Consider the following 18117-nt stretch of genomic DNA (forward strand, 5'->3'; position numbering starts at 1 on the left):
CACTTTGTGATAAGGTAGGACATATTGGAAGACAAATGTCAGCAAGAGAAGGGGAACGTACATTGAACGATCAACTAGAGAACGCGAAAGCATTGTTCATGGAATACTGTGGCAGCTTGCCAGATATGCACCGGGGTGGCCGGTATGCGGAATACAAAACCTATGGCGTGGATATCGCGACAGAGCAGCTATGGTTCAAGGAAATGGTAGAGCAGTTGAGCGGAGAACTGTCCATTCGGGATTGGGAAGCCGTGTCATCTCTGAGCTTAGTCTCCAAGCATTATCAAGAGAGCAGAATCGTCGAGAATGTGGTTTCTTTTGCCGCCCGCAATATGATGAGTGCCGATAGCGTGGTCCGATTGTTGTTCGTTGAACGCTTACTGGAGATCATCCGGTTACATAAAAAAGAAATCTCCCAAGAGCTTCTGCTGCAGGCCTGCAAGACGGCTGCCGAACTGCTTGAGGCGATTATCGCTGGGCCGTTGATCGTGGACCCCGGCCATGAACTGCCACAGCTGAAGCTGAAGGATAAACGGGGACTGAACCAGCGGGCCAAGCAGAACATGGATTCTATTGAAGAGATTATGAATTGAAGCAATTCGAAGTCAACCAAGAATGGTACCTGAAGCGGCATGGTTAACCTGACATAAAGCTGTCCAGTTACGTATGCTACAATTTCTCCAATGGGCATAATGGATGGACCAAACGTTCATGCCAGAGTGCGGACAAGTTATAAATTCTATGGGGGGCAAAAGAATGGCCGAGCCTTTAAAAGCCATGTACAATAAGGAATTTCTAAGCAGCTTTGGCGTCAAAGTACAGCGCGCCTATTCGTCGTTTGACACGGAAGGTTTCATCGCCTTGGCGATGACAGAGCCGTGGGAGGAGTTGGAGTTGAAGACACGGATGAGGCGTATTACGAAGTCACTAGGAGAGTATCTACCCAAGCGCTATGAAGAAGCGTTGCGGGTTTTATATGAGATTGATAAGGATTGTGTCGGGTTTCCGTATTTGATCTTCCCCGATTTTGTCGAAGTGCATGGACAAGCCCCGGAGCATTGGGAGTTGTCCATGGCGGCGCTGGAGCGGTTCACGTCAAAATCATCGGCAGAGTTCGCTGTAAGGCCGTTTCTGCTGCGCGAGCCGGAGCGGATGATGGCGCAAATGCTGATCTGGTCCAGGGATGAGAACGAGCATGTCCGCCGTCTGGCCAGCGAGGGCTGTCGGCCGCGTCTGCCGTGGGGCCAGGCGCTTCCGATGTTCAAACGCGATCCGGCACCGGTGCTTCCTGTGCTGGAGGAGCTGAAGGCCGATCCTTCTCTCTATGTTCGCAAAAGCGTTGCAAATAATCTGAACGACATCGCCAAGGATCACCCGGCGCTGGTACTGGAGATTGCCCAGCGCTGGAAGGGTCGGCATCCCGACACGGACTGGATCGTGCGGCATGCTTGCCGCTCTCTGATCCGTAAGGCTGATCCTGGGGTGATGGCCTTGTTCGGCTATGCCGAATCGGAGGATTCAGCGCCACTTGTGGTGGGTGCCTCTCTGAGCGCTGCAGCAGAAGTGCTGAAGATTGGCGAGAGCGGCGAACTGACGTATGAGCTGCGTGTCCGCGAAGGAGAGTCTGTCCGTATTCGCATCGAATACGGGATAGACTTTGTGAAAGCGAGCGGGAAGACTTCCCGTAAGCTGTTCCTTTTGTCCGACAAGACCGTCCCCGGCGGGACAAGGCTGGCGGGGACGCGTACGCACCGCTGGGCCGACTTGACGACCCGCCGTCATTATCCGGGGGAGCATCTAATTACCCTCTTGGTGAATGGACGTGAAGCCGCCACCACTCTGATTAAGCTGGGATTGCCCGGAGAAATGGAAGGGGGCGTGTAACGATGATTATCAATAACATGATGATTCGGCTGAAAGATCGGAGTCCTGAGAACATTGCGAAGACAAGAGAGGTTCTGCTCAGTATGAGGGGACAGATCGAGACTTTACGTGACCTGAAAGTGGACATAGATATTCGTCACGAGCAGTCTTCCTATGATTTGATGTTTGTTACACAGTATGATTCCAAAGGTGATTTCGATGCTTATATTGCACATCCCGTTCATGTGGAGGTCTCCCAGTACATCGGAAGTGTAATGGATACAGGGGCCTCTGTATGTTATGAATCCTAAATCAAAAAAACCTTAATTAAATAGCAGTAAGGTGAGAGGTTCCCCCGATGCCGGTTAACGGTTGGGGGAGCCTTTTTACTGTGCTTAACTATTGGTTGCGACATGCTTGCGTCATATTTCGACAAAATATTTATTTTTGAGACTATTAATTTTAAAAGATTATGTTATAATCGTAAACATTACGATTAAAGCAAGGGGATGTGAGCGTGATGATACGCTATCTGTTTCAGCGGCTTCTGCATATCCTTCCGGTGCTGCTCGGCATCTCCTGCATTACCTTCACGCTGATGCACTTGACGCCGGGCGATCCCGCAGAGATTATGCTGCGAGCGGACGGCATCAAGCCCACGGCAGCTGCGATCGAGGTTACACGCCATACACTGGGCCTCGACGGGCCGGTATACATACAGTATGGGCATTGGCTCAGCCGTGTGCTGCATCTGGATTTGGGTTCATCCTATAGCAGTGGTCGGCCTGTCCTGACGGAGCTGCTGAACCGTTTTCCGGCTACCGCGTTGTTGGCGATTTGCGGGCTCGCTGTTGCTTTACTGCTCGCGCTGCCGTTAGGTATCCTCTCGGCACTTTATCCTAACCGCTTGATTGACCGCTTAGGTCGGATCTTCGCATTGCTCAGCGTATCTATGCCTGGCTACTGGCTTAGCCTGCTGTTGATATACTATGGCGCAGTTAAGCTGAGGCTCTTCCCGGTGATGGGAATGGAAGGGGGCTCTAGTCTGGTTCTGCCTTCATTGGCGCTGGGCTTCGGTATGGCGGGCGTCTACATCCGGCTAATCCGCGCAAGTATGCTGGAAGCGCTGAGCCAGTTGTATATTAAAGCGGCCAGAGGCAGGGGGGTGTGGGAATGGTCTGTGATTGGCAGGCATGGGCTCCGCAACGCTCTGTTGCCCAGTCTTACTTTGCTAGGTGTCCAGATTGGCGGGCTACTGGGTGGTTCGGTGATTGTGGAGACTGTATTCGCCTGGCCGGGCATCGGCCGATATGCTGTTGAGGCGATTTTTGCCAAGGATTATATCGTCATACAAGGCTATGTATTATTGATGGCGGTTGTTGTGGTGCTGGTAAATCTGGTTGTGGATGTAGGTTGTCTGCTGCTGGACCCGAGAATCAGGCTGCGTTAAAGCCGGAGAGAGGAGAAACTGCAAATGATTACTCTGCACTTGCCCAAGGGAAATCGTGTGGCCTTGGTTGGAGGCAGCATTGTACTGATATTTATTGTAATTGGAATCTTCGCGCCCTATCTGTCCCCGTCCGATCCGGTGCAGATTCATATGGATCACAGGCTGAGCCTACCCTCCTGGCAATATCCGCTGGGCACCGATCATCTGGGCCGGTGTGTCTTGTCCCGTCTGATCTATGGCACACGTACTTCTTTATACTACGCCCTGATAGTATTGGGTGTGGTATTCGCAATCAGTGTTCCTGTCGGCCTAATCGCCGGCTATGCTGGAGGGAAGCTGGATCAGCTGATTATGCGAATCATTGATGTACTACTGGCTTTTCCCAGCCTTATTCTTGCGCTGGCGGTGACAGGGATGCTGGGGCCAGGCCCCGTGAACCTGCTGATTGCATTTGCAGCCGTCTGGTGGACAGGTTATGCGCGGATTATCCGTGGCATGGTACTGCAAATCAAGGAGCGCGATTTCATAATGGCGGCAAAAGCAGCAGGTTCATCGCATCTACAGATTATGGTGCGGCATATTCTAGCGAACGCAGCCCGCCCGATTCTTGTCTTAGCCTCCATGGAGGTGGGGACGATCATTCTGTCGCTGGCCGGAATGTCCTTTCTCGGACTTGGTGCTCAGCCGCCGACACCGGAATGGGGCGTGATGCTGAATGACAGCCGAACCTATATTCAGACCGCACCACGTTTGATGCTCTTTCCCGGCCTCGTAATTTTGCTCGTTGTTGTGGGCTTCAATCTGCTGGGCGAGGGGCTGCGCAGAGCAGATGGCCGAATGCATGAATGAGTTCCGGGAGAGGAGGAAGACATTGACGAAAGAGACGTCCGCCATACTCCGGGTTGCGCAGTTAACTACCCGGTTTTATACACCGGGCCAGGTCATTACCGCGGTTGATAGCGTCAGCCTGGAGGTGAAGCCGGGGCAGATTGTTGCCCTGGTCGGTGAAAGCGGAAGCGGCAAAAGCGTCACAGCCATGTCGCTTCTTGGTCTGGTTGACCCGCCCGGCGTGGTGGAGCAGGGCGAGATTTGGCTCGGCGGCGTCAATCTCCGGGAATGCACGCCGCGCAGGCTTCGGGCGCTCCGGGGAAGTCAGATGGGGGTCATCTTCCAGGACCCCATGAACGCCCTGAACCCGGTGCTGACCATTGGTGCGCAGATGATCGAGACGATCAGGCTGCACCGCCGGGTGTCCCGGGCTGAGGCGAAGGAGCTGGCCCGGGCTCAACTCGCCCGGGTCGGCCTGCGAGACCTAGATACGCTGATGACGCAATATGCGTTCCAGATCAGCGGTGGAATGTGCCAGCGGGTGATGATCGCGCTGGCGTTAGTCTCCCGGCCTCGCCTGCTTATTGCTGATGAGCCAACAACGGCGCTTGATGTAAGAGTGCAGGCCGGTATTCTGAAGGAGTTAGACCGGATTAGGGTCGAGGAAGGTCTGGGAATTCTCTTGATTACTCACGATTGGGGCGTAGTCGCCGAATTGGCAGATGAAGTGTATGTGATGAAGTCAGGGGAGATTGTGGAGTCCGGGAATGTATTCGATATTTTCGAGAATCCCCGGCATCCGTATACCCAAGAGCTTATAAACAGCAGATAACAACTGATATTAATTATTTTTGAGATTCATAGGGGAACAGGCATGCAAGATTTGGAAAAGTAGGAATGGCCTGAAAGGAACGACAGGAACGACTAGCACGCTGGCACGCTGGAGCGACAAGAACGACAGGAACGCTAGCACGATGGCACCACCGGAAAAAGACCGCTCGATAGCTCAAAAGCTGATCGCATTTATAAATTATATGTGGTTCTGAGTAGTGGAATTGGAACTGCTGTACAGAGGAGGACATTGGGGCAATGAAACTGCTAGAGGCTGTAAGCCTTAGCAAAACCTACACTAAAGAGCGGGGCTGGTTCACCACGCAGGCCCCGGCGATGCAAGCAGTACATAATGTATCGCTAAATCTGGCACAAGGCGAAACCCTCGGGTTAGTTGGAGAGAGTGGGTCTGGCAAAAGTACGCTCTGCCGTCTGCTACTCGGTCTGGACAAGCCCACTTCCGGGAGGGTGCTGTACCGGGGGCAGAATATCACGGACCTCAGCCTAAAGCAGATGCGGAGTGTCCGGCACAGAATGCAGATGATTTTCCAGAATAGTCTGTCGGCCTTCAACCCGCTGTTTACTGTCGAACAGATTATCGGCGAACCGCTGAGAAATTATAAAGTGGGAACTGCTGAAGCACGTAGGGAAAAGGTGCTAGATAGCATGGGGCGGGTGGGCCTATCCAGCCAGTATATGAGGAGGTATCCGCATGAACTGAGCGGCGGGCAGCAGCAGCGGGTTGGGATTGCCAGAGCCATCGTGCTTGGGCCGGAGCTGCTGATCTGTGATGAACCCTTTTCCAGTCTGGATGCTTCCTTGCGGAGACAAATGCTGAATCTGTTGCTGGATCTGAAATCACAGCTGGGCCTATCCTATGTATTCATTACACACGACTTGTCACTGGTCGACCGCTTCTGTGACCATGTGGCGGTAATGCACCAGGGGCAGATGGTTGAATGGCAACGTAGTGACTGCATCCTGCAAAACGCTGTTCATCCCTATACCCGCTCTCTGCTGGAGTCCGTGCCAATTCAGGACCCGAGATTAAGACAAGTGGCTTTATTTTGAATAGAGAAGAGGAACAAATGATATGAGCAAGATGCCAAAGAGAAAAGATGCACAATGGAGCAAAGTATTTCTGGCCGCGGTGACGACGGCAGTTCTGGTTATAGCCGGCTGTAACAGCAACAACAGCATTGCCAACAAGGATAATAGCAGTAATGCTGCCAATGGAACAGCGGCGAATGCAGCAACACAACCTGTCAATAAATCCGCTGATGACAATAAATCCATTACCGTGGCAATAGCCGCAGATGCCGGGATTGATCAGTTGGACGCCGGTGCCTATAAAGGCTCAATGAATGTACATGCCATGATCTATGATGGGCTGGTTGAATACGGAGAGAAAGGCGAGATTTTACCGGCACTGGCGGAGTCTTGGGAGATTTCGGAGGATGGCAAGGTCTATACCTTCCATTTACGCAAGGGTGTCAAGTTCTCGGACGGTACGGATCTGAATGCAGCCGCGGTCAAGTTCTCCTTCGAGCGCTGGATCAAGGACCCTGGTAATTCCCTGAATATTGCAACAGCCATGCAGTCGCTTGAAGCTGTGGATGACCTGACAATCAAGATGACATTCAATAAAGCTTATTATCCGTTCCTGACGGAGCTGTCCTTCGCAAGACCGGTCCGGATCATCAGTCCGTCTGCTGTCGAGCCTGCTGGCGATCCGGGTGGAATTTTTGTTAAGGCGATTGGAACCGGGGCATGGATGGCGGAGAGCTATAAAACCGATCAGGAGGCGGTGCTCGTCAGAAACCCTTACTACTGGGGGGAGAAGCCGAAGCTGTCCAAGATTATATTGAAGGTGATTCCTGATCCACAGTCCAGAGTACTTGCGCTACAGAACGGTAGCGTGGATCTCGCTGGAGGCCAGTTAGGCAAAATCCCGGTGGAGAGTCTGCCTGTCCTGCAAAAAGATTCTACATTGAGCGTACAAGAGGCGCCGGGCACGAATTCCCACTTCCTCGCCTTCAACGGCAACAACCCTGTTCTTCAGGATGTGAACGTGCGTCAAGCGATCAATTTGGCGATCAACAAGAAGAGCATCGTTCAGGATCTTATGGGGGGAATAGGCAAGGAAGCCAAAGGATTGTTCCCGCAGACCGTTCCTTATGTGACAGAAGATAATAGCACTTGGTACGGCTTCGAGCCGGAGCAGGCCAAAACACTGCTGGCTAAAGCAGGGTATAGCGACACTGACGGTGATGGAATTGTGGACAAGGCCGGAGTTCCGCTGACACTGAACTTTGTGCTGCAAGAATCCGAATTTCCGGAATGGAAATCCATCGGGGAGCTGATACAGTCGGAGCTTAAGGTCATCGGCATTGACGTGAAGCTTCAGGTGCTGGAGCCGAATGCCTACTACGATGCGCTGTGGAAAACGAAAGATTATGACCTGATCATCTATCGTACCTATGACGATGCGTATAATCCACATGCCTTCCTTTTGTCGCTATTCCATAAGACAGGGAATGCCCCTGCTGTCGTCTGGTCCGATGCCAAGCTGGAAGCGCTTATTGACAAAGCTGTAGGTACAACTGATCTGACGGAGCGGCAGACCGCTTACGATGACATTTTTAAAACGTTGTACCAGGAGGCGATGTTCGCCGCGGTGTACTTCCCCGATGATATTTTCGTCGTCAATAACAGAGTGAAGAACTTCAAACTAGGCTACACCACCTTTACCCCGGTCTTCTGGAATCAGCTGGACGTGGGTGAATAATCAATGCTTAAAGAGATTTCTAAGTATTGGACCGTCAGCTCCGAGGGCTATGACAAGGTCATCCGTGCCCAGTTCCGCAGTGCTAAAGCAGTGTCCATTTGGAAGGAGCTGCTGGAAGAAGGGTTACAAGGCAGGCAGGAACAGCGGGTGCTCGATGTGGGTACAGGCCCTGGTTTCTTCTCCCTGCTGCTGTCGCAGATGGGGCATCAGCCGACGGCGGTGGATGCTTCGCCAGGGATGATCGAGCGGGCTTCGGCCAATTTTGATCGCTTCGGATACAAGGTCCCAGCTTTTGTTGGGGATGCAGCTAATCTAGTGCAGATCGCCGACAACAGTTTTGACGCGGTAGTCTGCCGGGATGTGGTGTGGACCCTGCCGGAGCCGCAGAAGGCGTATACCGAATGGCACCGGATTCTGAAGCCGGGCGGAGTGCTGATTGTTTTTGACGGGAATTATTTGTATCAGGAGAAGCGTTCCCTGTTCCATAAGCTGTGGTATGCCTTATCCTGGACGTTGATTCTACTCACGGAAAAAAGAGTCCGGCGTCGCAGCAGTCGTGATACAGCATTGCTAGGGGGACTGCCGTTCGTTAATGTCCTCCGGCCTGAAGCGGATGAAACGGCTCTCCGACTAGCCGGATTCAAAACTATCGGCATTCGCCGCAACTTCATTCCAGCCCGCCGGCAACCACTGAATCATTTGAAATATGGAGTTCAGAACGTACAACGTTTTATGATAACGGCCACAAAGGAGTAGAAATCCATGAGTATACAGCAAGAAGTAAAGACCTATTGGGAGGGCGAGGCTGAGCTATACAGTGAAGGCATTCGAAAGGAATTGAGTGGTTTTCAAAGAAAGGCCTGGCTGGACCTTATTCTGGAGCATGCCCCGCAGAAAGAGACCTTGAAAGTGCTGGATATCGGTTGTGGTCCCGGATTCTTCTCCGTGATCCTGTCGAGCGCGGGTCATCTCGTTACCGGGATAGACTGTACGGACAATATGCTGGAGCAAGCACGCAGTCATTCTGATCGTGAAGGTGTTACGGTTACATTCCGCAAGATGGATTCGCATGTACTGGATTTTGCGGACGACAGCTTCGATCTTCTGGTATGCCGGAACGTCACCTGGAGTCTGGCAGATCCTGAGGCGGCGTATAAGGAATGGAAAAGAGTGCTGAAGCCGGGTGGGCGTCTCCTGGTCTTCGACGCCAACTGGAACCGTCATCTAGTGGATGACGAGATGAAGGAGAAGCGTGAAGCGGATTACCGCGACTATGAAGCGAAAGGCTGGGGCAGTCCGCCGCGACACATAGACTGGGAGGAATCCGACAGACTCAGCAGACTTCTGCCACTGACCCGGGAATGCCGGCCGGCATGGGATGTGCGGACGCTGGAGAAGGAAGGCTTCACCAAGGTGTACAGCAAGGAGAACCTGTCGTCCATTGTGATGGATGAGAAGGAGCAGCTCCTGACCCGTTCCACCCCGGTCTTTATGGTACGTGCGGAGAAATAATCCCGCTGGTTTAGCCCTGACAAATTTAACGAATTCATCAGCTAAAGGAGTATTCATATCCAATGAACAAAAGCAGTTCTGCCGGACGGCTTCCGAGGGCCAAAGGAATAGACATGGCCACCTGCTATATGCCCAAGGAATGTGCCAGAAAAGTCCGCCATCTCGTCTTGCCTTCGGTGAACCAGAAGATCGTTGAAGAGTTTATTACGATTCTCGGCATGCGTGAGACCTTCGAGGAGCATGGTGTTCCTATTCCGAACAAGATTGTGATGTACGGTCCCCCCGGCACCGGAAAGACGCTGACCGCCTTTCATCTCGCGAAGATGTTGGAGCTTCCACTCATTTTGGTCCGGCTCGATGCGCTTATTCACAGCCATCTGGGTGAGACCGGCAGCAATATCCGCAAAATCTTCGAGTATGCCAAGCTGTCGCCCTGTGTCCTCTTCCTTGATGAATTTGATGCGATTGCCCGGACTCGGGAGAGCGGCGATGAAGTTAAGGAGATGGCACGGGCAGTCAATACATTGCTGCAATGTCTGGATGACTTTGGAGATAGCAGTATCTTTGTAGCAGCCACCAATCTGGAAAAAGAGTTGGACCGCGCCATTTGGCGGCGATTTGACACCAAAATGACTTATTCTCTCCCCGATAACGAGAGCAGAGAGCAATATATCAAGCTGCTCATCGGTGAATTCGGACAGGAGGAGGGTTTGGCTGAGCTTGCTTGTCAGCGGTTGACCGGCTGCAGTTTTGCCGATATCGAGCAGATTATTCTAAAAGCCAAGCGCAAAGCGATTATCGCAGGCCTTCCGCTATGCTGGCAGCATGTCTCGGTCTCCTATGACGAGTATAACCCGGCTGTCCATTAGCATCTGAACATCATCGCTAGCGGTACGGCAAAGAGGCCTTTCCAGTAAGGGTGATTCCCTTTTGGAGAGGTTTCTTTCAATTGGGTTACAGTTTATTACTGAAAAAGAATACACTTTTGTGACCTTTTCCACACTCTTCCTATTATACAATGTGAGGTAGTAGTTTAGTATAAATGAACAAAGGTGGAATTGCAGTGAAGAAAACAACTAAATACAGTAAATGGGCCGCGATGCTCTTGACCAGTGCACTTAGCCTGACCCTGACCGCGCAGGCCTTCGGCGCGCCGCTTCAAGCCGGACTGAAGCCAAGCTGGACTTCAGCGTCTCTGTTCACATCCTCGGTTCTGGTTCCGAAAGATGCAGAATCCGTTATCCATGATGTTAAGGCCGTTCCTGCGAAGAAGCAGGTGTACGTACATATGGGACAGAATGTGCCGAATACCACCAGTAAGACGAAGCAGCTCTGGTACGTCGATACGTTAAAAGCACTGGATGCCGATACTGGTAAGCAGAACTGGGAATATGTATTCCATGATTCCAAAGGGCCTTATACAACTGCTGGCAGCTCGGTCTTCAACAGCAACGGAACTGCCTATGTCTATCAGGCCTTCTCGGACAAGACCTATAATTTGTACTCGGTGAACAGCTCTGGCAAGCTGAACTGGGTTCAGTCCCTGACGGGACCTTCCACCATTTCTCTGATGAAAGACGGTACCATTCTGGCGGCATCTCCTAGTGCGCCGGACAGCAAGGGGATCGTTAAGACCACGCTTACCCAATTTGACGGCAGTGGCAAAGTGACCAAACGTCAACAGGTGCCAGGCAATTTGCTCACCGCTCAGGGAGACCGGATTATCCTGTCCACCAGTCCATTAGTCAAGAACAGTGCCGGTATTTGGCTGGACAAGCTGAATCCGCGCCTGGAAGTCTATGATTTGTCTTTCAAGTCGCTGTACAGCTACCAGGTACCGGCTGGTGCCAACATATACGGAGACGGCAGTCCCGGGCAGATGGTATTGAATGATGGTACGGTGATCCTCCGGACCAATGTTAATGGAACAGGGAACAAGCTTCAGGCGTTCAACTCGCAAGGTAGCCAATTGTGGGAGCGTAATATCCCTGGTAGTGCACTTACTCAATCGACAGGTAGCGGTTATGTCGTGTTTGCTAACGGGACGATGAACCTGTATGATTTGGAGAAAAACACAGCTACTCGTACTTTTGACGAGGAAGAAAGCAAATATACCGTAATTACTCACACAGGAGACGGGAAGCTAAGTGTTAACCTGAAAGATAATACGTATCTGCTGAATTCTACGTCGCTGGAAGAGATCCTGTCCTTCAACAGTGGCGGCCTCAATCCGCTGATGACAACCTATGGAGATAATGCTGTATATGCTTCTTCAGCGGATGGCAAGTTGACCAAATTGGCTGTAAAAGCAGGGAAATAAGCTGGCAGATGGTATGAAAAGGTGCGGCGCAAGCTGAACATTTGGAGTGCTATTCGCTTTTAGCTACGGAATAAATCGGAGTTATAGTAGTGAAACTAGTAAAGAGGGGTGAAGTACCCCTCTTTTTTGTTATGAAAAAGACATTTTTCTATGATAAGCCTCGTCAAGAACTTGTTTTAACCCTTCGGCTCGCTTCTGAATAAACGTTTCCCAGAATGTCTGACCCCGCTGGCTCAATTCCTCATCCGTATAGCTTCCTTCTTCAAATTTGCCCCAACAGCCATCTTCCGTAAGTTTATCCCAACCCATGTAATCAGCAAAGATACGATTTTCCTGAGGAACGTCTGAGCCCATAGAACTCTTTTTAACAAGATCAGGACAGAGCCACATCGCCGTGCATACAGACAATAGCCCACCATGCATCTCATTTAAACCTTGAAATCCGGCCGTATGTATAGCTTCTTCCCAAGCGCTATGAGTATTGTGATTCGGGGCAATTACAAGAATATGCGGGTATTTATAATTAATATGTTTGATAAATGCGGCTTCCCAGTAGGAGCCCCCATGCCCGGTACAAACTACAAACTTATTGAAATTTTGTCTTGTTAAGTTGACTATTATCTCTTCTAGCATTGCCGTTAAGATATTGGGGCTTACGGTCACTGTCCCTTTATAGTTGGCATGTTCTTCTGAAGTGTTGAAGGGCAGTGTCGGTAACACGTATGCATTTAATGCTTTACCGTAAGCCTCGGCGTATAGATCTGCTATAAGCGTATCCAAATGCATCGGAAGAAAAGGACCGAACTGTTCGGTAGCCCCTATGGGTATAATTACGGTGTCAATCCCGCTGCTGGCTATCTCAGCCGTTGTGTTTGTATAATTTAGCATGTACATCTCCTGATTCTATAGTTATTAATTTCTAATGTACCATAATATGGATGTATTGAGATAGTAGATTATAACCAAACACCCACCTATGGTGAGTACTTAGAAAGTTATGAATATTTACCGTTCGTTCTACAAATGTTAAAATAGTCTTAGAAAGGAGCATGATTATGGCCCGGAGCAAAGAATTTGAGATTGACGATGTTCTCGAAAAAGCGATGAATCTCTTTTGGCTGCAAGGTTATGAGAAGACCTCCATGCAAGACCTGGTGACTGGGATGGGGATTCATAAGAGAAGTATGTACGATACATTCGGAGACAAGCACTCCTTATATATGAAAGCCGTTGAACGGTATGGAAGAAGCGCCGCCGAGCGGATGAAGGAGCAGGCGGAGGCGCAGCCTACAGCGAAGGGGGCGATCCGCAGCATGTTTGAGATGGTGCTTCGGAACGACACTGGGATGCCCAAAGGCTGCTTGATGGTTAATACGGCGGTGGAACTGTCGCTGCATGATCCCGAGGTCGATTCCCTTGTACAGGATAGCTTTCTGTCTAGTGAACGGCTATTGGAGAAGTTAGTGTCAAACGGACAGGCCAGCGGGGAAATCTCGCAACGGTTGGAGGCCCCAGCCCTGGCTACTTATCTTCACAATGCGCTAATAGGTCTGCGAGTGACGGTCAAGACGGGACTAGATCCCTCGAGACTGAAGCAAATCGTGGATCTTACACTAGCTGCTTTAGATTGAGAGAAATAGCTTCAACTAAGGAAGCGAATGAATTACAATAAGGCTTTGAGCAACGTTGAAAGGAGATTCATCCAAGTGGCTAAGCAGAAATTTTATGTAGTGTGGGAAGGCAAGCAGCCTGGAGTCTATAGCACCTGGGCCGAATGTCAGGCTCAGACTGATCATTATACTGGAGCGAAATATAAATCCTATGAGTCCAGAGCGGCTGCGGACGCTGCCTACAAGGCGGGCTGGAAGGGCAATTGGGGCACAGGCGCTTCAGCAGGTGGAGCGAAGCCAAAGGCGGGTAATTCATTCAGACGCAGCGCCGCTGTGGAAACCTCGGAGGAAATTGACTACGACAGTATTTCGGTGGATGTCGGTACTAGAGGCAATCCCGGTCCGGTGGAGTACAAGGGCGTGGATACACAGACTGGTGATGTTATTTTCTCCTGTGGACCGATCCGAAAGGGAACGAACAATCTCGGTGAATTTTTAGCGATTGTGCATGCCCTTGCCTACTTGAAGAAGGAAGGGAGCAATCGAACGGTTTATAGTGATTCTGTGAATGCCATCAAATGGGTGAAGCAGAAGAAGGTAGCGACGACCCTGCCGCGCGATGCTTCAACGGAAGAAATCTGGCAGCTGATTGATCGGGCGGTGCAGTGGCTGCAAAGTAACACCTATGACAACAAGCTGCTGAAGTGGCAGACCCGTGAATGGGGCGAGATTAAGGCGGATTACGGCCGGAAGTAGCAAGGGATGTATACTGTAAATGACGGTTCTTCTATCGTCGATACGTTCACGGCATTATAATAGGGTTAATAAAGAAGTAAACCATGTATCATACAGGGTAGCAGGAGGAACAACTCATGTTCGGCAACGATTGGGATAAAGTATTACAAGAGGAAGTAGAAAAACCGTATTTTGATGAACTGCGCTATGCATTGGCGCGGGAGTATAAGACTCACACTATCTATCCGCCCAAGGACGAGCTGTTCTCAGCTTTGAAGCTGACGCCTTATGAAGGGACACGTGTGGTTATTCTTGGACAGGATCCTTATCATGGAGAGGGACAAGCCCATGGACTTAGCTTCTCAGTGAAGCCAGGCGTACGGATTCCGCCGTCGCTTCGAAACATTTATGCCGAGCTGCATGAAGATATTGGGATGTCAATTCCGACCCACGGCTACCTGAAGCATTGGGCGGAGGAAGGTGTTCTGATGCTGAATGCGGTGCTGACTGTCCGGGAGAGTCAGCCCAATTCCCATAAAGGTCTGGGTTGGGAACGTTTCACGGATGCTATTATGGAGAAACTGAATGAGAGAACTGTACCGATGGTCTTTATTCTCTGGGGGAGTCATGCTCAGAAGAAGGGCGCCTTTATCGATAAGAACCGGCATCTGGTCATTCAGTCACCCCATCCGAGTCCGCTTTCGGCGCATCGCGGGTTTCTGGGCAGCCGCCCGTTCACGCAGGCAAACCGGTACCTGGAATCCCACGGATTGCAGGGGATAGATTGGACCATATCGAATCTGTAGGGATTCGGACACAGTGAAGGGGGTGGAGCCATGCGCCATTGGGTAGGCAGACCGGTCATAATGTATTGCGGCGAGAAGCCGTACACGATCATGAAGGGTATTCTCCGTAAATGGGACCCTTCCCTGCGGATTGCGATAATCGGCCATCAGGAGATTGCGGTGCCTTTTCAGGATATTGTATATATCAAAGCCTTGGCGCCCAAGGAGAGAGCACTGCCCCCTGTTCTTCATGCCGTCGGGTATGTCATGCGGGAACGACAGCAGTTCGATAATGCGGTCTATTTCAAGTCTGCGGTGACCGTCTGGAAGGGCGATAAGTTGATTGCCCTCAATACCACCATTGTGTCACATACGAAAGGCTCCGTGATGCTGGAGGATGGTCAAAATCTAATGAAGGGCAATCACATCTTTGTAGTGCGCTCCTTGCGGGGCTGAGACAAAATCGGCTCAGGCTCAAAATATAACGATAGAATCGCTCCTGGCGGATGAAGAGGACAGATGATCCTTCAATCCAGCTGGGAGCGATTTTTTAATGGGCAGACGCTTACATCTGCTCTTCTTTAATCAGTGGTTCCTTGGTGGAGCTAGCGTCGCCGGTTCGTTCTGCAATAATAATCCCATATAGCCGCCGTACAATAATCTTGAGGATCATATACACCGGTAGTGCTATTAGCACACCAATGATCCCGTAAAAATCCCCACCGATCAGCACCAGCAGCACCGTGGTTAACGGATGCACATCTAGTGACTTTCCATACACTATTGGCGAGAGCAGGTTATCCTGAATCTGCTGGGCGATTACGATCACAACCGTTGCCCAGATCGCCATCGTAGGCGATTCGATGAAACCGACGATAATGACCGGAACAGCCGAGAGTAGTGACCCGACATAGGGGATGAAATTGAGCGGAATCGCAATAACAGCCAGCAGCAAAGAGTAAGGCAGACCGATAATCAGAAATCCTATGTACAGCATGATCCCCAAAACGACATTCAGCAGGACGCGAGTCACGATAAAGCTGCTAAGGGCACCGTCGATCTCACGCAGCATTTCTTGACCGGGCTTGCGAAATCTTCGGGGAACTAGACGCAGTAGAATCGGAGCCAGCTTGTGCCCGTCTTTGAGCATATAGTAAAGAATAATAGGCAGTGTGGCGATGATAACAACAATATTGGAGATGACCCCGATAAGATTACTGACAGAATTCGATACCCAGTTTATAGCATCATTAAGATAGGAGGACAGGCGCGTTGCGAGGTCCGAATCTCCTGTGAAAAAGCGGGACCACACTGGATTCTGCTGCAAATCATGGAACTGCTCCTGCAGACCATTCACAAGCTGTGGTGTGTTGTCGATGAAGGTCTGAATCTGCTCCTGCAATGTCGGCCAGACGAGCACCGAGAACAGCACGAAGAGGCCAATGAAGACAAGATAAATCAGCAGGATAGAGATCATCCGGTTCAATTTTCGCCGTTCCAGGAAATTCACCAGCGGCCGGAGCAGATAGTACATAAAGCCGGATAGTATCATCGGCACCAGTAGCAGATTAAGAACGGAGAACAGCGGCGTGAACAGGAAGAAGACCTTGGAGCCTAAATACAAGATTAACAAAAAAGCAATAATAGCCACGCTTGTCCGAAAATACTTGCTTTGCTGCATGGCAGCACCCCCCGATTACTTTCTATTCCTATACTTGACCCGATTCTATATTTATAAACAGAAATGGTAGGGGTAAAGCACTTGGTTGTATCAAATCATTGCAAAGCGATTGTCGATAAGAGAACGTCTATATTAAAAGCAAACTATATTCGTTGTAAAGAATTGAGTTGGAGAGGTACCTGACCGGTAAAATTTGTTTATAATCAAATTTTCTATTGTTTTTTCATAAAGGGTTATGTCAAACTTTATGAATGAAATTGTATTTCAACTTTTTCCTTTAAAAGGAGATGTTTGTAATGAGTGCTTATATGGTACTGGCGGCTTTAACTTAAGCGAATATTGGGCATAGCAATTTCAAAACTTTGATTATAGCTTGGAATGGGAAAACCGGGAATATCTCCTGTGTTTTTTGCTATGCCATAAACAGTAACCTTTCATGAATACTGCTATTAGCGGGATACGATGAAAGTCGTGTCCCTTTTTGATTATAAGCCGACTTTTTGGCTTTTCGCCCGAAACAGCAGTTTCTTAGGAGGCTGCTTGTTCGAAGTATTTTTAAGTCCAGTAACAACTTTGATTTTTAAGAGAGGATTGGTTCAATGATTGATTTGGAACAATACGGTTATATCGAGGCCGAAACGCCGCCGACAGGTTTGATACCCGGAAGGGTTACGGAAATTCAGCGAGACCAATATACCGTCATCACCGAACAAGGAGAAGTGACGGCTGTATTAAAGGGCGCGTTCTACCACACTGCAGGGACTCGAGAGGATTTTCCGTGCGTTGGCGATTTTGTATTTATACATTACAACGAGAACGGCGCTTCGCGCATTGCCAAATTGCTGCCCCGCCATTCGAAATTTTCCCGCGCTGACTATTCGGGACACGCAGCAGGGCATGTCAAAACCATACTGGAGCAAGTCGTAGCAACTAATTTTGATTACGTATTTATTGTGTCGTCCCTAAACTGGGATTTCAAGGTCAGCCGCATCGTGCGCTACCTGACACAGGCACGGCAGAGCGGCGGCCAGCCTGTCGTAATCTTAACAAAAGCTGACTTGGCCCCAGATTTCGGAGCACAGTTAGCTGAGGTTCAGAGAACTGCTCCTGATGTGCCGGTACACGTAGTTTCCAGTCATACCGGGAGTGGTTTAGAGGGGTTGAGCGAATATTTGCAACTAGGAAAAACCGTGGTATTCCTCGGCATGTCCGGCGTTGGGAAATCCTCGTTGCTAAACGCCTTGATGAATCAGGAAGTGATGACTGTCAAGGGTATCCGCGAGGTCGACAGCCGGGGCCGGCACACAACAACGCATCGCCAGCTTTTCATGCTCCCTTCCGGAGCGATGGTTATTGATACGCCGGGTATGCGTGAACTTGGGCTGTTCGGTGCGGATGACGGGATCAGCGCAGGATTTAATGATGTGGAGGAATTATTCACACAGTGTCGCTTCAATGACTGCAGCCATCAGACGGAGCCCGGCTGCGCAGTTCGTGCTGCCCTAGCCAATGGATTGTTGGCGCGAGAGCATTGGAAGCGTTACCTTGTACAGAAGCGGGAAAACAAGTTTGTGGATGATAAATCAGGGTATCTCATGGATAAACGGGCGTGGCAAAAGTCGATTGCCCTGACACATAAGGGTAAAAAGGGAGGATACAAGAAATGAACAACCATGATGAAAGGTTTGTAAAGCCCGAAATACTGGTGTTTGTT

19 protein-coding genes are annotated in these 18117 nt (G+C 50.3%); 17 read left to right on the forward strand and 2 right to left on the reverse strand.

Annotated elements, in window-relative coordinates; genetic code table 11:
* Positions 1-62 precede the first annotated feature (62 nt).
* The 12 genes from ACFVRY_RS13465 to ACFVRY_RS13520 all read left to right on the forward strand — a co-directional run bounded on the left by ACFVRY_RS13465 (position 63) and on the right by ACFVRY_RS13520 (position 11592).
* Positions 63-593: a hypothetical protein gene (locus tag ACFVRY_RS13465; protein ID WP_387500690.1), complete on the forward strand. Its 531-nt coding sequence runs from the start codon at positions 63-65 to the stop codon at positions 591-593.
* Positions 594-756: 163 nt separating this feature from the next.
* On the forward strand, positions 757-1884 hold the full coding sequence (locus ACFVRY_RS13470; RefSeq protein WP_387500691.1) for a DNA alkylation repair protein: 1128 nt from the start codon (positions 757-759) through the stop codon (positions 1882-1884).
* 2 nt (positions 1885-1886) lie between these two features.
* A complete protein-coding gene (locus ACFVRY_RS13475; RefSeq protein ID WP_387500692.1) occupies positions 1887-2174 on the forward strand; it encodes a Dabb family protein in 288 nt (95 codons plus the stop codon).
* Positions 2175-2383: 209 nt separating this feature from the next.
* A complete protein-coding gene (nikB, locus tag ACFVRY_RS13480; protein ID WP_387500973.1) occupies positions 2384-3313 on the forward strand; it encodes a nickel ABC transporter permease in 930 nt (309 codons plus the stop codon).
* 24 nt (positions 3314-3337) lie between these two features.
* Positions 3338-4162 (forward strand): nickel transporter permease, encoded by an 825-nt coding sequence (gene nikC / locus ACFVRY_RS13485; protein WP_387500693.1) that lies wholly within the window; start codon positions 3338-3340, stop codon positions 4160-4162.
* Between the two features lie 22 nt (positions 4163-4184).
* Positions 4185-4973: an ABC transporter ATP-binding protein gene (locus tag ACFVRY_RS13490; protein WP_387500694.1), complete on the forward strand. Its 789-nt coding sequence runs from the start codon at positions 4185-4187 to the stop codon at positions 4971-4973.
* 257 nt (positions 4974-5230) lie between these two features.
* Positions 5231-6043, forward strand: coding sequence for an ATP-binding cassette domain-containing protein (locus ACFVRY_RS13495; protein ID WP_387500695.1), 813 nt, complete (start codon positions 5231-5233; stop codon positions 6041-6043).
* A gap of 31 nt (positions 6044-6074) precedes the next feature.
* Entirely contained in the window at positions 6075-7760 is a 1686-nt protein-coding gene (locus ACFVRY_RS13500; RefSeq protein ID WP_387500696.1) for a nickel ABC transporter substrate-binding protein, read from the forward strand.
* A gap of 3 nt (positions 7761-7763) precedes the next feature.
* Entirely contained in the window at positions 7764-8516 is a 753-nt protein-coding gene (locus tag ACFVRY_RS13505; protein WP_387500697.1) for a class I SAM-dependent methyltransferase, read from the forward strand.
* Between the two features lie 6 nt (positions 8517-8522).
* Positions 8523-9272, forward strand: coding sequence for a class I SAM-dependent methyltransferase (locus ACFVRY_RS13510; protein ID WP_387500698.1), 750 nt, complete (start codon positions 8523-8525; stop codon positions 9270-9272).
* Between the two features lie 62 nt (positions 9273-9334).
* Positions 9335-10141 (forward strand): AAA family ATPase, encoded by an 807-nt coding sequence (locus ACFVRY_RS13515; RefSeq protein ID WP_387500700.1) that lies wholly within the window; start codon positions 9335-9337, stop codon positions 10139-10141.
* Positions 10142-10335: 194 nt separating this feature from the next.
* Positions 10336-11592 carry an outer membrane protein assembly factor BamB family protein gene (locus tag ACFVRY_RS13520; RefSeq protein ID WP_387500701.1) on the forward strand — a complete coding sequence of 419 codons (1257 nt, stop codon included), beginning with the start codon at positions 10336-10338 and terminating at the stop codon, positions 11590-11592.
* A 129-nt stretch (positions 11593-11721) separates the two neighbouring features.
* Here ACFVRY_RS13520 and ACFVRY_RS13525 read toward each other — a convergent pair whose 3' ends face one another.
* The gene (locus ACFVRY_RS13525) at positions 11722-12480 is read right to left on the reverse strand and encodes a creatininase family protein (protein WP_387500702.1); all 759 of its coding nucleotides are present in this window, start codon (positions 12478-12480) and stop codon (positions 11722-11724) included.
* Positions 12481-12647: 167 nt separating this feature from the next.
* Between ACFVRY_RS13525 and ACFVRY_RS13530 the strand changes: the two genes are divergently transcribed.
* From ACFVRY_RS13530 to ACFVRY_RS13545, 4 genes are all read left to right on the forward strand, one after another.
* Entirely contained in the window at positions 12648-13223 is a 576-nt protein-coding gene (locus ACFVRY_RS13530) for a TetR/AcrR family transcriptional regulator (RefSeq protein ID WP_387500704.1), read from the forward strand.
* A gap of 75 nt (positions 13224-13298) precedes the next feature.
* Positions 13299-13958: a ribonuclease H gene (gene rnhA, locus ACFVRY_RS13535; RefSeq protein WP_387500705.1), complete on the forward strand. Its 660-nt coding sequence runs from the start codon at positions 13299-13301 to the stop codon at positions 13956-13958.
* A gap of 116 nt (positions 13959-14074) precedes the next feature.
* A complete protein-coding gene (gene ung, locus ACFVRY_RS13540) occupies positions 14075-14743 on the forward strand; it encodes a uracil-DNA glycosylase (RefSeq protein WP_387500706.1) in 669 nt (222 codons plus the stop codon).
* 30 nt (positions 14744-14773) lie between these two features.
* Positions 14774-15178: a hypothetical protein gene (locus ACFVRY_RS13545; protein ID WP_387500707.1), complete on the forward strand. Its 405-nt coding sequence runs from the start codon at positions 14774-14776 to the stop codon at positions 15176-15178.
* Positions 15179-15287: 109 nt separating this feature from the next.
* On the opposite strand, the gene ACFVRY_RS13550 is transcribed toward ACFVRY_RS13545, so the two are convergent.
* Positions 15288-16403, reverse strand: a complete 1116-nt coding sequence (locus ACFVRY_RS13550) for an AI-2E family transporter (RefSeq protein ID WP_387500708.1) — start codon at positions 16401-16403, stop codon at positions 15288-15290.
* Positions 16404-17056: 653 nt separating this feature from the next.
* On the opposite strand from ACFVRY_RS13550, the gene rsgA reads away from it, so the two are divergent.
* Entirely contained in the window at positions 17057-18070 is a 1014-nt protein-coding gene (rsgA, locus tag ACFVRY_RS13555; RefSeq protein ID WP_387500709.1) for a ribosome small subunit-dependent GTPase A, read from the forward strand.
* Positions 18071-18117: the final 47 nt, after the last annotated feature.

This window comes from Paenibacillus sp. NPDC057934, assembly GCF_042887565.1.
GTDB lineage: Bacteria > Bacillota > Bacilli > Paenibacillales > Paenibacillaceae > Paenibacillus_AQ.

Excerpts from the sequence above, each read along its gene's own strand:
- ACFVRY_RS13470 (WP_387500691.1), top strand. The coding sequence starts at position 757 with ATGGCCGAGCCTTTAAAAGCCATGTACAATAAGGAATTTCTAAGCAGC.
- ACFVRY_RS13475 (WP_387500692.1), top strand. The coding sequence starts at position 1,887 with ATGATTATCAATAACATGATGATTCGGCTGAAAGATCGGAGTCCTGAG.
- nikB (WP_387500973.1), top strand. The coding sequence starts at position 2,384 with ATGATACGCTATCTGTTTCAGCGGCTTCTGCATATCCTTCCGGTGCTG.
- nikC (WP_387500693.1), top strand. The coding sequence starts at position 3,338 with ATGATTACTCTGCACTTGCCCAAGGGAAATCGTGTGGCCTTGGTTGGA.
- ACFVRY_RS13495 (WP_387500695.1), top strand. The coding sequence starts at position 5,231 with ATGAAACTGCTAGAGGCTGTAAGCCTTAGCAAAACCTACACTAAAGAG.
- ACFVRY_RS13500 (WP_387500696.1), top strand. The coding sequence starts at position 6,075 with ATGCCAAAGAGAAAAGATGCACAATGGAGCAAAGTATTTCTGGCCGCG.
- ACFVRY_RS13505 (WP_387500697.1), top strand. The coding sequence starts at position 7,764 with ATGCTTAAAGAGATTTCTAAGTATTGGACCGTCAGCTCCGAGGGCTAT.
- ACFVRY_RS13510 (WP_387500698.1), top strand. The coding sequence starts at position 8,523 with ATGAGTATACAGCAAGAAGTAAAGACCTATTGGGAGGGCGAGGCTGAG.
- ACFVRY_RS13515 (WP_387500700.1), top strand. The coding sequence starts at position 9,335 with ATGAACAAAAGCAGTTCTGCCGGACGGCTTCCGAGGGCCAAAGGAATA.
- ACFVRY_RS13525 (WP_387500702.1), bottom strand. The coding sequence starts at position 12,480 with ATGCTAAATTATACAAACACAACGGCTGAGATAGCCAGCAGCGGGATT.
- ACFVRY_RS13530 (WP_387500704.1), top strand. The coding sequence starts at position 12,648 with ATGGCCCGGAGCAAAGAATTTGAGATTGACGATGTTCTCGAAAAAGCG.
- ung (WP_387500706.1), top strand. The coding sequence starts at position 14,075 with ATGTTCGGCAACGATTGGGATAAAGTATTACAAGAGGAAGTAGAAAAA.
- ACFVRY_RS13545 (WP_387500707.1), top strand. The coding sequence starts at position 14,774 with ATGCGCCATTGGGTAGGCAGACCGGTCATAATGTATTGCGGCGAGAAG.
- ACFVRY_RS13550 (WP_387500708.1), bottom strand. The coding sequence starts at position 16,403 with ATGCAGCAAAGCAAGTATTTTCGGACAAGCGTGGCTATTATTGCTTTT.